This window comes from Microvirga roseola, from assembly GCF_020866965.1.
Lineage (GTDB): Bacteria > Pseudomonadota > Alphaproteobacteria > Rhizobiales > Beijerinckiaceae > Microvirga > Microvirga roseola.
This window is the reverse complement of sequence record NZ_JAJATX010000001.1, coordinates 241700-253581: the sequence shown is the minus strand read 5'-3', so window position 1 is coordinate 253581 and position 11882 is coordinate 241700. Positions and strand designations below refer to the sequence as shown.

At 65.7% G+C, this 11882-nt stretch carries 12 protein-coding genes; 10 read left to right on the top strand and 2 right to left on the bottom strand.

Translation table 11 applies throughout. The annotated features are described in order from the left end of the window. The first annotated feature begins 159 nt into the window (after positions 1–159). The 6 genes from LG661_RS01220 (at position 160) to LG661_RS01195 (ending at position 5997) form a co-directional block, all read left to right on the top strand. Positions 160–1665 carry a PAS domain-containing sensor histidine kinase gene (locus tag LG661_RS01220; RefSeq protein WP_230530075.1) on the top strand — a complete coding sequence of 502 codons (1506 nt, stop codon included), beginning with the start codon at positions 160–162 and terminating at the stop codon, positions 1663–1665. Continuing rightward, complete coding sequence (gene fixJ, locus LG661_RS01215; protein ID WP_230530025.1) at positions 1655–2272, top strand: response regulator FixJ; 618 nt, start codon at positions 1655–1657, stop codon at positions 2270–2272. The genes LG661_RS01220 and fixJ overlap by 11 nt, the downstream gene beginning before the upstream one ends. A gap of 121 nt (positions 2273–2393) precedes the next feature. Continuing rightward, a complete protein-coding gene (locus tag LG661_RS01210) occupies positions 2394–2780 on the top strand; it encodes a response regulator transcription factor (protein ID WP_230530024.1) in 387 nt (128 codons plus the stop codon). Positions 2781–2873: 93 nt separating this feature from the next. Beyond that, positions 2874–3560, top strand: coding sequence for a helix-turn-helix domain-containing protein (locus tag LG661_RS01205; protein WP_230530023.1), 687 nt, complete (start codon positions 2874–2876; stop codon positions 3558–3560). Positions 3561–3691: 131 nt separating this feature from the next. After that, entirely contained in the window at positions 3692–4147 is a 456-nt protein-coding gene (locus tag LG661_RS01200; protein WP_230530022.1) for a PaaI family thioesterase, read from the top strand. 218 nt (positions 4148–4365) lie between these two features. Beyond that, positions 4366–5997: an alpha-D-glucose phosphate-specific phosphoglucomutase gene (locus tag LG661_RS01195; RefSeq protein WP_230530021.1), complete on the top strand. Its 1632-nt coding sequence runs from the start codon at positions 4366–4368 to the stop codon at positions 5995–5997. A 6-nt stretch (positions 5998–6003) separates the two neighbouring features. Here LG661_RS01195 and LG661_RS01190 read toward each other — a convergent pair whose 3' ends face one another. Continuing rightward, positions 6004–6417 (bottom strand): VOC family protein, encoded by a 414-nt coding sequence (locus LG661_RS01190; RefSeq protein ID WP_230530020.1) that lies wholly within the window; start codon positions 6415–6417, stop codon positions 6004–6006. Positions 6418–6808: 391 nt separating this feature from the next. Here LG661_RS01190 and LG661_RS01185 point away from each other — a divergent pair, with 391 nt between their 5' ends. Together LG661_RS01185 and LG661_RS01180 are read left to right on the top strand one after the other, a co-directional pair. After that, entirely contained in the window at positions 6809–8182 is a 1374-nt protein-coding gene (locus LG661_RS01185; RefSeq protein ID WP_230530019.1) for an NAD(P)/FAD-dependent oxidoreductase, read from the top strand. Positions 8183–8276: 94 nt separating this feature from the next. Then, positions 8277–8600, top strand: coding sequence for a hypothetical protein (locus LG661_RS01180; RefSeq protein ID WP_230530074.1), 324 nt, complete (start codon positions 8277–8279; stop codon positions 8598–8600). 20 nt (positions 8601–8620) lie between these two features. On the opposite strand, the gene LG661_RS01175 is transcribed toward LG661_RS01180, so the two are convergent. Continuing rightward, complete coding sequence (locus tag LG661_RS01175) at positions 8621–9472, bottom strand: BKACE family enzyme (RefSeq protein WP_230530018.1); 852 nt, start codon at positions 9470–9472, stop codon at positions 8621–8623. Between the two features lie 85 nt (positions 9473–9557). Between LG661_RS01175 and LG661_RS01170 the strand changes: the two genes are divergently transcribed. Both LG661_RS01170 and LG661_RS01165 read left to right on the top strand, forming a co-directional pair. After that, positions 9558–10448, top strand: a complete 891-nt coding sequence (locus tag LG661_RS01170) for a MurR/RpiR family transcriptional regulator (protein ID WP_230530017.1) — start codon at positions 9558–9560, stop codon at positions 10446–10448. Next, positions 10445–11788, top strand: a complete 1344-nt coding sequence (locus LG661_RS01165) for an aspartate aminotransferase family protein (protein ID WP_230530016.1) — start codon at positions 10445–10447, stop codon at positions 11786–11788. The genes LG661_RS01170 and LG661_RS01165 overlap by 4 nt, the downstream gene beginning before the upstream one ends. The last annotated feature ends 94 nt before the right edge of the window (positions 11789–11882 follow it).

The window sequence follows — 11882 nt, the reverse complement described above, 5'->3', positions numbered from 1 at the left end:
AGTTCGTTTCCGAAAAGCAACCGCCCCTATCCGTCCGCCGGGGCCGCGGCAGGCGTGGCCTCCTCGGGCTAAAGGAGGTATAGAGGGTGCCCGAGAACGCGATGCGGAGACTGGATTGACCGATGTGACCACGCCCCCGGGCATCCGGCGACGCAGGGTATCAGTGCCGAGCTTCTCATCGACGCCATCACGGATATCGCGCTGATCGTCCTCGACCCGGACGGGCAGGTGACGAGCTGGAATGCCGGGGCCGAGCGCATCAAGGGCTGGCGGGAGGAGGAGATCCTCGGCCGCCATTTCTCGGTCTTCTTTCCTCATGGGGCCTCATGGGGCCGTGGCGGCGGAAAAGCCCGCGCGGGAGCCGCCATCGCCCGTGAGACGGGCCGTTTCGAAGAGGAGGCCGTGCGCGTCCGCAAGGACGGCTCCACCTTCATCGCCTACGTCTCCCTCACGCTTCTGAGGGACGGGAACGGCGAGATCCGCGGCTTCGCCAAGGTCACCCGCGACATCACCGAGCGCGTTGCGGCGGAGGATGCGCTGAAGGCGCGCGAGGCCCATCTGCGCTCGATCCTGGAGACCGTGCCCGACGCCATGATCGTCATCGACGAGCAGGCGCGGATCCAGTCCTTCAGCGCCACCGCCGTGCGGCAGTTCGGCTACGAATCCGAGGACGTCATTGGGAAGAACGTCAGCATCCTCATGCCGGAGCCCTATCGCAGCCAGCATGATCATTACATGCACCGCTATCTCGCCACCGGCGAGCGCCGGATCATCGGCATCGGCCGCGTCGTCGTGGGCCAGCGCAAGGACGGCTCCACCTTCCCGATGGAACTGGCGGTGGGCGAAATGCATTCCGGCGGCGTGCGTTACTTCACCGGCTTCGTGCGCGACCTGACCGAGCGTCAGCAGACCGAGACCCGGCTTCAGGAGCTGCAATCCGAGCTCGTCCACATGTCGCGCTTCACGGCCCTGGGCGAGATGGCCTCGACCCTGGCGCACGAGATCAACCAGCCCCTCACCGCCATCGCCAACTATCTCAAAGGCTGCCGCCGCATCCTGGAGCGGATCGAGGGTGACCAGGTGCCGATGCTGCGGGAGGCCGTGAACCAGGCCGCCGACCAAGCCCTGCGGGCCGGTCAGGTGATCCGGCACTTGAGGGAATTCGTGGCGCGGGGCGAGAGCGAGCGGCACATCGAGAGCCTGCCCAAGCTCATCGAGGAGGCGAGCGCGCTCGCCCTGGTGGGCGCCAAGGAGAAGGGCGTGCGCGTCGTCTTCCGCCTCGATCCCCAGGCCCAGCTTGTGCTCGCCGACCGCATCCAGATCCAGCAGGTGCTGCTCAATCTCATCCGCAACGCCATCGAGGCCATGCAGGATTCCGGGCGGCGCGAGCTCGTCATCCGCACGGACGCGGCGCAGGACGACGGGCTGGTCGAAATCAGCGTACAGGATACCGGAACCGGCATCGCCCCAGAGATCGCCGCCCAGCTCTTCCAGCCCTTTGTGACGACCAAGAAGCACGGTATGGGTGTCGGCCTCTCGATCTGCCGCACCATCGTCGAGTCGCATGGGGGCAAGATCTGGGTCGAGTCCGAACCCGGCCGGGGGACCACCTTCCGGTTCACCCTCCGCAACGTCAATCATGAGGAACTGACAGATGCCGAATGAGCAGGTCGTGCACGTGGTGGACGATCTGGCCGTGCGCCAGTCGCTCTCCTTCCTGCTGGCCTCGGATGGCCTGCCCGTGCGCCTGCACGAATCCGCCTCGGCCTTCCTGGAGACCGTGAAGGACGCAGCGACCGGATGCATCGTCACCGACGTCCGCATGCCCGGCATTGACGGCATCGAGTTCCTGCGCCGCCTGAAGGAGCGCGGCTTCGCCCTGCCGGTGATTGTCATGACGGGGCATGCCGACGTGCCCATGGCGGTGGAGGCCATGAAGGAAGGGGCCGTCGACTTCATCGAGAAGCCCTTTGACGACGACCTGTTCCTGGCGGCCGTCCGGTCGGCCCTCAAGCTCCAGGAGCACCATGCGCAGCGCGACGCCCAGGTGAGCGAGGTTCAGGCCCGCCTCCAGGGACTGTCCGAGCGCGAGCGCCAGGTTCTCGACGGGCTCGTGGCCGGCAAGGCCAACAAGGTGATCGCCTACGATCTCGGCATCAGCCCGCGCACGGTGGAGATCTATCGGGCCAATGTGATGACCAAGATGCAGGCAGGCAGCCTGTCAGAACTCGTTCGCATGGCGCTTGTCGTGGGAGCCCTGCCGACCGGCTGATCCGGCCTTACGGAGTTTTCCGGAGTCGAAAAATCCCACCCACTTGAGGCATATCAAGCCCCTGCTTCCGCCGATGGAGTAAACCACTCTCAACCGAAGGCGGGACCCACAGGACGCTGCGATGCCCACGACCCCGGGACCTGTCCTCGTCGTCGATGACGACGCGGCGGTCCGCAATTCCCTCAAATTCGCCCTCGAGCTCGAGGGACTGAATGTACGCCTGTACGAAGGCGGGGCGGAACTGCTCGCCGATGCCGACCTGCCCATAAGCGGATGCCTCGTGGTCGATTACTACATGCCCGCCATGGATGGGGTCGAGCTCATCGACAGGCTGCGGAGGCGCCACGTGGACCTTCCGGCAATCCTGATCACGGCCAAGGCGACGCAGGACCTGCGGGAGCGCGCGGCCCGCTCCGGCTTCCGCCTGGTGCTGGAGAAGCCGCTCGAGGACGGCATGCTGGTCGACAGCATCCGCAGCGCGCTCATGACCTCCGCCACCCCTGCCTAGGGGAAACCCCTTAGGAGAGGATCTGAATTTCTCAGCGTTCGGCACGGGAGTAACCCTTAACCACGTCAGACAGACAAGACGACAGGGGTTCCCATGCAGACCGTGCTCGCCACCTCCGGCCTTTCCCATGCTCCGAACGCCGCACTCCTGCGCAGCATTCCCACCGCCCGGACCGCGACCGGGGCCCCTGTCCTGGGCACGACCCGGGTTCTCACAAAGGACGAGCAGATTTTCGCCGAGGGCGACCGCGCCGCTTACTTCTACAAGGTCGTGTCCGGCGCCATCCGGACCTCGAAGCTCCTCTCCGACGGCCGCCGCCAGATCGATGCTTTCCACCTGCCCGGCGACATCTTCGGCATCGAATCCGGCGAGGAGCACCGCTTTACCGCCGAAGCCCTCGGCACCGCGACGGTCGTCATGTACCGCCGCTGCAGCCTGGAGACACTTGCCGCCAGCGACGGCGCCTTCGCCCGCCAGATCGTCGCCGCCATGATGCGCTCCCTCGAACGGGCGCAGCACCATATGCTCCTTCTCGGCCGCAAGAGCGCCATGGAGAAGATCGCCACCTTCCTGCTCGACATGGCGCAGCGCATCGCCGGGGACGATCACGTGGACCTGCCCATGTCGCGCACCGACATCGCCGATCACCTCGGGCTGACCGTCGAGACGGTCTCGCGCTCGCTGACCCAGATGGAACGTCAAGGGCTGATCGAATTGCCCGCCTACCGCCGCACCATCATGCTTCGCAACAAGGCCGCCCTCCGGCATCTGGACGCCTGAGAGAAGCACTTCCCTTCCCGAACCCTCCAAAAGCCCGGCCTTGTCGCCGGGCTTTTTCAATGGTGAGGTGCGTCCGGACACAACAGTTCCGTTTCAGGCGGCGGAGCCGCCGGCATTGGGGAGCCTTGCGCGTGAGCACTCGAGAACGAGGAGACCAGGATTTCGAGGCGCGCGTGCGGGAGAGTTTTGCCAAGCAGGGTCTCATGGACACCCTCGGCGCATCCATTGCGCGCGTGTTGCCCGGCGCGGTGGAGATCGTCCTGCCCGCCTCGCCCGCCGTTTCGCAGCAGCACGGCTTCGTCCATGCGGGGGCGGTCGCCAGCATCGCGGATTCGGCCGCGGGCTACGCGGCGCTGAGCCTGATGCCGTCCGGCGCCGGGGTGCTCACGACGGAGTTCAAGATCAACCTCGTGGCGCCGGCTTTCGGAGACCGCATCGTGGCGAGGGGCAGGGTCGTGAAGGCCGGGCGAACGCTCACGCTGGCCCAGACCGAGGTCTTTGCGGAACGGGATGGCCAGGAAAAGCTCGTCGCCCTTCTCACCGCCACCCTCATGGCGATCGAGGGACGAGCCGGCGTGAGCGACTAGAGCGCTTTTCCGTTCTACACCGCTCCCTGCCATCGGGTCAGAGGACCAGGCGCACTCCCTGCTGTGGACAATGTCTCCGGCGGAGGGTCCTTCATCCCATCTTCATCTGGCCAGTGGCATCAGCCTTCCGCAACCCTAGAATGGGTGCATTCCGTTCGAAGGCTCAGGCGCCCTGGGAACGACCGGGCGGACCGATTTCAAGGAAGCGACAGGCAGCAATGGCGATCACACGCGTTCCGACGACTCCCTTCTCCGACCAGCGCCCCGGCACTTCGGGCCTGCGCAAGAAAGTCCCCGTTTTCCGGCAGCCTCACTACGTGGAGAACTTCATCCAGTCGATTTTCGGTACGGTGGAGGGCTCTCGAGGAGCGACCCTGGTGATTGGCGGGGATGGGCGCTTCTTCAACGAGACCGTGGTCCAGACCGCCCTCAAGATGGCGGCCGCCAACGGGTTCGGCCGGGTTCTCGTCGGACAAAGGGGACTTCTGTCGACGCCTGCCGCCTCCTGCGTCATCCGCAAGCACAAGGCCATCGGCGGGCTCGTTCTGTCGGCAAGCCACAACCCTGGCGGACCGGAGGGCGATTTCGGGATCAAGTTCAACATGTCCCATGGAGGACCTGCCCCCGAATCCTTCACGGAAGCGGTCTTCAAGCGCGCGAGCGCGATCACGGAATACAAGATCGACGACGCGCCGGATATCGACCTCGACCGCATCGGGGAGATCCGGATCGGCGACATGACCGTCGAGGTGATCGACCCGGTTGCCGATTATGTCGAGCTGATGGAGAAGCTCATCGATTTCGAGAAGGTCGCGGACCTGTTCCGGTCGGGCTTCCGGATGCGCTTCGATGCCCTCAGCGCCATCACGGGGCCCTATGCGAAGGCCATTCTGGAGGACCGTCTCGGTGCGCCGGCCGGAACCGTCGTAAACGGTGAGCCGAAGCCCGATTTCGGCGGACATCATCCGGACCCGAACCCGGTCCATGCCCACGACCTTATGGAGCTGATGTACGGCCCGGATGCGCCCGACTTCGGCGCGGCCTCCGACGGCGACGGCGACCGCAACATGATCGTGGCGCCCGGGCTCTTCGTCACGCCCAGCGACAGTCTCGCCATCCTCACCAGCTACGCGCATCTGGCGCCCGGCTATGCGGAAGGCTTGGCAGGCGTCGCCCGTTCGATGCCGACGAGCCGCGCCGCCGACCGGGTGGCGGCGAAGCTCGGCATCAAGGCCTACGAGACACCCACCGGCTGGAAGTTCTTCGCCAATCTTCTGGATGCGGGCCTCATCACCCTCTGCGGCGAGGAGAGCGCGGGCACCGGCTCCAACCACATCCGCGAGAAAGACGGCCTCTGGGCCGTACTCCTGTGGCTCAATATCCTGGCCGTTCTCAAGAAGCCCGCCGACCGGATCGTGCGCGATCACTGGGCCGGTTTCGGTCGCGATTTCTATACCCGCCACGACTACGAGGAACTTGAGACCGAGGCTGCCAACAACCTGATGGCCAGCCTGCGTGCGAAGCTCGGCTCCCTTCCGGGCCAGCGTTTCGGCGCTCTGACGGTCGAGGCCTGCGACGACTTCTCCTATACGGACCCAGTCGATCATTCCGTCACGCCCAAGCAGGGCATCCGGATCCTCTTCAAGGAAGATGCCCGCGCCGTCTTCCGCCTTTCGGGCACCGGGACTTCGGGCGCGACGCTGCGGGTCTATCTCGAGCGGTTCGAGCCCGACCCCACGCGCCATGATCTCCCTGTGGCCGAGGTGCTCGCGCCCGTCATCGATGCCGCAAACGCCATCGCAGAGATTGCCGCATTCACGGGACGCGACGAGCCGAGCGTCGTGACCTGAGAAGTCTCAGTAGGTCTCCCAGAGGCCGGGCGTCGCCAGTTCGAGGAGATGCCCGTCCGGGTCCCGGAAATAGAGGCTCGTGCCGCCGCGCGACCACGTAGTGCGGCCCTCGACCGGGATGTCCTGTTCCGCGAGCCACTTTTCCCAGGGCTCGAGCTCCTCGGCCGCGATGGCGAATGCCATGTGCAGGGGACCGCTTCCGTCATGGGGCGGGATCGTCCCGCCCGGCAGCACCATCGTTTCGCTCGATGCCCCCCGCAGGAAAAGGAGGAGCACGCTTTTCCCTCCGATATCGAAGGCGCACATCCGGTGATCAGAGCGCAGAAGCGGCAGGCCAAGGGCCGTTTCATAGAAGGCTTTAGCCCGCGCCAGATCGTCGGCGTAGAGCGCCGTCTCCAGAATCGAGGTCAGCTTTGGCACAATCAGTCCCTCCTCGTGCCTGCATTATGGTCATGCCGGTTTGGCGAATGTCCATAATACCTTTGAATTCCAACACTTTCCGGCAGATAAAAAATTGGGCAGCCATGCTGACCTTTTGATCTTGCGGAGGGTTCAGCCATGAACTACTTATTGCAGTGCAACACGGCGATTGGTGTCGCCATGCTGTAGCCCTTCTTGGGCGTTTCCTCCCTAAACTTCGGGCTGCCCACAAGGCGGCCTTTTTTCTTGCCCGTTCCTGCCGAAACGCTGCGGAACCTTCGGATTCAGGCCTTGTTGTCGAAAGAGCTAGGGCGGTTTCGGCCGCTTCAAGCCCGCTCGCGCTCACGAGGGACGCACCTCAGGCGACGGGCTGATCATATGGACGGGGCGCATGACGGCTTCCAAGACAATGGGCGAGGACCTGACCTCCGTCTCCTCGGCCGCGCGGACCGATGGCAGGAAAGAGCCGGTCGCGGCAGAGGCGAAAACGCCGGTTCCCCATGTGGTTGTCGTCGGAGCAGGCTTTGGAGGGCTGGCGGCAGCGCAGGAACTGGGGAGCGCGCCGGTCCGTGTGACGGTGGTGGATGGCAGGAATTACCACCTCTTCCAGCCGCTTCTCTATCAGGTCGCCACGGCGGCCCTCTCGCCCGGCGAAGTCGCCGAACCGATCCGGAAGATCCTGAGGCGGCACCGGAACATCACCGTTCTGCTGGGCCATGTCGAGGATGTCGACACGGATCGCCGGGAAGTCCGGGTCAATGGCAAACCCCTCGCCTTTGACTACCTGGTGCTCGCGACAGGGGCCGCGCACAGCTATTTCGGCCACCCTGAATGGGAAGAGATCGCGCCGGGCCTGAAGACGCTCGAGGATGCCCGCCGGATCCGCGCCCAGGTGCTCCTGGCATTCGAGCAGGCGGAGATGGAGGACGACCCGCAGGAGCGCGAAAGGCTGATGACGATGGCGGTGATCGGGGGCGGCCCGACGGGCGTGGAAATGGCAGGCGCCCTGGCGGAGCTGGCGCGCCTCGCGCTCGCGCGGGACTTCCGCAACATCGACCCGACGAAGGCCCGCATCCTCCTTCTCGAGGCGGGACCGAGAATCCTCTCCCCTTTCCCCAAGGAACTTTCAGCCTATGCGGAGCGGGCGCTCCAAAAGCTGGGCGTGACCGTGAAGGCCGGCGAGCCGGTGGAGGACATATCCCATCTCGGCGTGACGGTCGGCGGCAGGCTCATCCCGGCGGCCACCATCATCTGGGGTGCCGGTGTGGCCGCCTCGCCCGTCGGACGCTGGCTCAAGGTCGAGACGGACAAGGCCGGGCGGGTGCCTGTCGCGCCCGACCTGTCGGTTCCCGGTCTCAAGAACGTATTCGTTCTTGGAGACGCGGCACTCGCCCGCGACGAGAAGGACAAGCCGCTCCCGGGCCTCGCGCAGGTCGCGCACCAGCAGGGACGGTACCTCGGCAAGGCGCTGCTCGCACGGATCGCCGAGGGCAAGCCCATGCCGCCCTTCCGGTACAGGAGCCGGGGCAATCTCGCCGTGATCGGACGCAACTCGGCCGTCATCGAGTTCGACAGCATCGAGCTGAAGGGCTTTCTCGCCTGGATGCTGTGGGGGATCATCCATGTCTATCTGCTGGTCGGGTTCCAGAACCGTCTTCTGGTGACCCTGCGCTGGCTCTGGGCCTATCTCACCTTCCAGCGGGGCGCGCGCATCATCTCGGAGGGTCAGGTGGGAGGCGCAGCCAGGAACCTGGCGCGTCGGTGAGGGTTTCCAACCTCGAGGTGGAAACACGACCATGACCAATTACGCAGACAAGCCCGACCAGACGAACATTCCCCGGACGCGGACAATCGAGCCGATGGATCCTCCGCCTTCCTCGGCGCGTCCGACGACAGCGCAGCTCAAGGGCGATATCGACAGCGGCCGAACGGGCGACAAGGTCGAGGTCTTCGATCCCGGCCTGTCGCCTCTCGGGACAGACGACGAGGCCGGAGGGCATCCGCCGACCGCGGAGCAGGTTGCGACCGCACGCCACCAGGAGGGTGTCGCACGCTGGCAGACCGACAACAGCCGGGAGGGCTACGCCCACCGGCAGTCGAACTCGAAGACCGCTCTCTACAGCTTCATCGGTTTTATCGCGCTGCTGCTCGTCCTGTTCGTCGTCTTCTTCTGGGCCGTGTAGCGCGCCTTCCTGCCCGACCTCTAGCCAAGGCACTCCGCCCATTGCCGGCGCAAGGTGTCGGCGCCGGCGAGCGCGCAGCCGCAAGCCCCGAGCGCTTGCGCCGTCCTTCCGACCAGCTCCGCATTCGAACGCGCCGTCGTTCCATTCGGCAATGTGAGATTGTTCTCGAAGCCGACGCGAACATGCCCGCCGAGGAGGCCAGCGGCGGTGACGCATGCAGTCTCGTGACGACCGAAGGCGCAGGTCATCCAGTGGTGGAAGTGCGGCATGTCGGACGAGACGAAGGGCAGCAGGTCCGAGGGGTGCGATGTCTGCCCGACCGTGTAGCGGCCAAGCACGTAGAGCACGGGGATGCTCTCGAAGGGGACCAGCCCACGCCGGCGCATTCCGTCCAGCCGCGCAGCCTCCTCCGGCGTGTAGAGGATAATCTGCGGCACGATCCTCTCCCGTCTGAGCCACGACAGGAACTCCGCGAAGGCAGGCTCGTATGCCTCGTCTGGGGCCAACTCCCGCAGGGCGAGCGAGACGGCCTCGGGCCGGACTTCGCGCACCACGGCCATCTGCTCTCCGGGTGCGTAGATGCCGAGCGCCTCGCTCGTGACCTGGATCACCATCCTCTCGCCGACACTCCGCCGGACCGCCGCAATAGCCTCGCGATAGGCCTCGGCATCGAGGAGATGTCGCTGTTCGCCGTCGCGCACATGGACATGGATCATGCAGGCGCCCGCCTCCATGCACTCGGCGGCTGTGCGGCCGATCTCCTGGGGCGACAGGGGAACGGCCGGATGATCGGCCTTGGTGCGATGCCCTCCATTTGGCGCTACGGCAACAGCGACAGGCGACAATTCACCCTGAGAGGAACCCGGCTTCATACCCGCCTCCGATACACTCGTTTCGCCATTTCTATTCGATAAAACACTTGTTGCACGGCCTTCCGGCCAAGTCTATGGTTCGCTCATGGATTCCGCGCCCCTGGCCGCCAAAATCGCCGAGACCTTTGCCGGGTTACCGGCGCAGCTGCAGGCTGCGGCCCGCTTCATTCTCGAACGTCCGGGCGACGTCGCCCTTCTCTCCATGCGCGACCAGGCGAGACAGGCCGGTGTCCAGCCTGCGACCATGACCCGGCTGGCCCAGAGGCTCGGCTTCGACGGCTATGATGCGATCCGCGAACTCTATGCCCAGGCGATCCGGGAGAACCGCCTCGGCTTTCTCGGAAAGGCGAGCGCCCAGGTGGCGACCCAGAAGGCCAGAGGCGAGCAGGCGCTGGCCGCGGAGATCGCTGCGACCCTGCAGGCCCAGATCGGCCGCCTCGGAGAACCCGCGCAGCTCGAGCGCTTGGTGAGCGCCGCGGCGCTGCTCGATGCGGCCGAGCGGATCTACTGCCTCGGACTGCGCTCGTCCCATCCTGTAGCCTGGCAGATGAGCTATGTGATCTCGCTCCTGGGCAGAAAAGCCGTCCTTCTCGACACGGCTGCCGGGATCGGGACGGACCCCATCCGCAACGCGACGCCGCACGATGTGCTCTTCGCCGTTAGCATCGCACCCTATACCCGGGCGACGGTCGAAGCGGTGCAATACGCCAAGTCCCGAAACGTGCCGGTCGTGACCGTGACCGACAGCGCCGCATCGCCCCTCGCGCAGGCAGCCCAATCCGCCATTCTGGTCTCTACCGACAGCCCCTCCTTCTTCCACAGCATGACGCCAGCCTTCATGGTCGGAGAGATCCTCGCCGCCCTTGTCGCCGGGCGCGGAGGAGAGGCATCGCTCAACGCGCTCCGGCGCACGGAGGACCAGCTCACCGCCTTCAACATTCACTGGTCGCCGAAAGACGGCAGGAGAACTTCATGAGCCGCATTCTTCATCGCCAGATCCATGGCGCCCTGCCGGTCGCCGTCGGCGGCACGGGTGTCGAGATCTTCGACAAGGATGGAAAGGCCTATATCGACGCCTCGGGCGGTGCGGCGGTGTCCTGCCTCGGGCACGGTCACCCGGATGTCACGGCCGCCATCCATGCCCAAGCCGACAGGCTGGCCTATGCCCATACGAGCTTCTTTACCACCGAGCCCGCGGAAGCGCTGGCCGACCGGCTGATCGAGGATGCGCCGGAAGGCCTGTCCCACGTCTATTTCGTCTCGGGCGGCTCCGAGGCCGTCGAGGCCGCGCTCAAGATGGCGCGCCAGTACTTCGTCGAGACCGGCCAGCCGGAGCGGCGAAACGTCATCGCCCGCCGCCAGAGCTATCACGGCAACACGCTAGGGGCGCTCGCCACCGGCGGGAACGAGTGGCGTCGGGCGCAGTTCCGGCCGCTTCTCATCGAGACCCACCACATCGACCCATGCTTCGCCTATCGCTGGCAGCAGCCCGGCGAGAGCGAGACGGATTACGCCGCCCGCGCCGCCCAAGCGCTCGAGGACAGGATCCTCGAACTCGGCTCCGAGACCGTGATGGCCTTCGTCGCCGAAACGGTGGTCGGCGCGACCCTCGGCTCGGTCCCGCCGGCGGCGGACTACTTCAAGCGGGTGCGCGAGATCTGCGACCGCTATGGCGTGCTTCTCATCCTCGACGAGGTCATGTGCGGCATGGGCCGCACCGGCACACTCCATGCCTGCGAGCAGGACGGGATTGCGCCGGACATCATGACCATCGCGAAGGGATTGGGCGGCGGCTACCAGCCCATCGGCGCGGTACTCCTGAGCCGGCGCATCTATGACGCCTTCGCCAACGGCTCCGGCTTTTTCCAGCACGGACACACCTATCTCGGCCATCCCATCGCCTGCGCAACAGCGCTCGCCGTGCAGGAGGTCATCCGGCGCGACAACCTCCTCGACAATGTGAAGGCCATGGGCGCGCGCCTGCGCCAGCGCCTCGGCGACCGGTTCGGAAACCACCCTCATGTTGGGGATATCCGGGGTCGCGGGCTCTTCATGAGCATAGAATTGGTCGAGGACCGCTCGACCAAGGCCTCCTTCGACCCTAAAGAGAAGCTTCATGCGCGCATCAAGCGCGAAGCGATGGCCCGCGGCCTCATGGTCTATCCCATGGGGGGCACCATCGACGGGGCCCGGGGCGATCATGTCCTGCTCGCCCCGCCCTTCATCGTCGACGAGGCCATCGTCGACACCATCGTCGAGCGCTTGGGCGACGCCGTGGACGCGGCGCTCTCCGGCGTTCGTCCGAATGCCGCATAAGGCTCCTGCCTGGAGCCGCGGTTGCAGCCGGGGCACCTCCCGATCTAACTTCATGTCCGGTGCAACACCGGATCAACACGAGGGAAGAGAAACA

What these genes read in the sequence shown, in the direction of transcription:
- LG661_RS01175 (WP_230530018.1), bottom strand. Translation starts at nt 9,472, where the DNA reads ATGAAGCCGGGTTCCTCTCAGGGTGAATTGTCGCCTGTCGCTGTTGCC.
- LG661_RS01165 (WP_230530016.1), top strand. Translation starts at nt 10,445, where the DNA reads ATGAGCCGCATTCTTCATCGCCAGATCCATGGCGCCCTGCCGGTCGCC.
- fixJ (WP_230530025.1), top strand. Translation starts at nt 1,655, where the DNA reads ATGCCGAATGAGCAGGTCGTGCACGTGGTGGACGATCTGGCCGTGCGC.
- LG661_RS01195 (WP_230530021.1), top strand. Translation starts at nt 4,366, where the DNA reads ATGGCGATCACACGCGTTCCGACGACTCCCTTCTCCGACCAGCGCCCC.
- LG661_RS01205 (WP_230530023.1), top strand. Translation starts at nt 2,874, where the DNA reads ATGCAGACCGTGCTCGCCACCTCCGGCCTTTCCCATGCTCCGAACGCC.
- LG661_RS01185 (WP_230530019.1), top strand. Translation starts at nt 6,809, where the DNA reads ATGACGGCTTCCAAGACAATGGGCGAGGACCTGACCTCCGTCTCCTCG.
- LG661_RS01210 (WP_230530024.1), top strand. Translation starts at nt 2,394, where the DNA reads ATGCCCACGACCCCGGGACCTGTCCTCGTCGTCGATGACGACGCGGCG.
- LG661_RS01180 (WP_230530074.1), top strand. Translation starts at nt 8,277, where the DNA reads ATGGATCCTCCGCCTTCCTCGGCGCGTCCGACGACAGCGCAGCTCAAG.
- LG661_RS01170 (WP_230530017.1), top strand. Translation starts at nt 9,558, where the DNA reads ATGGATTCCGCGCCCCTGGCCGCCAAAATCGCCGAGACCTTTGCCGGG.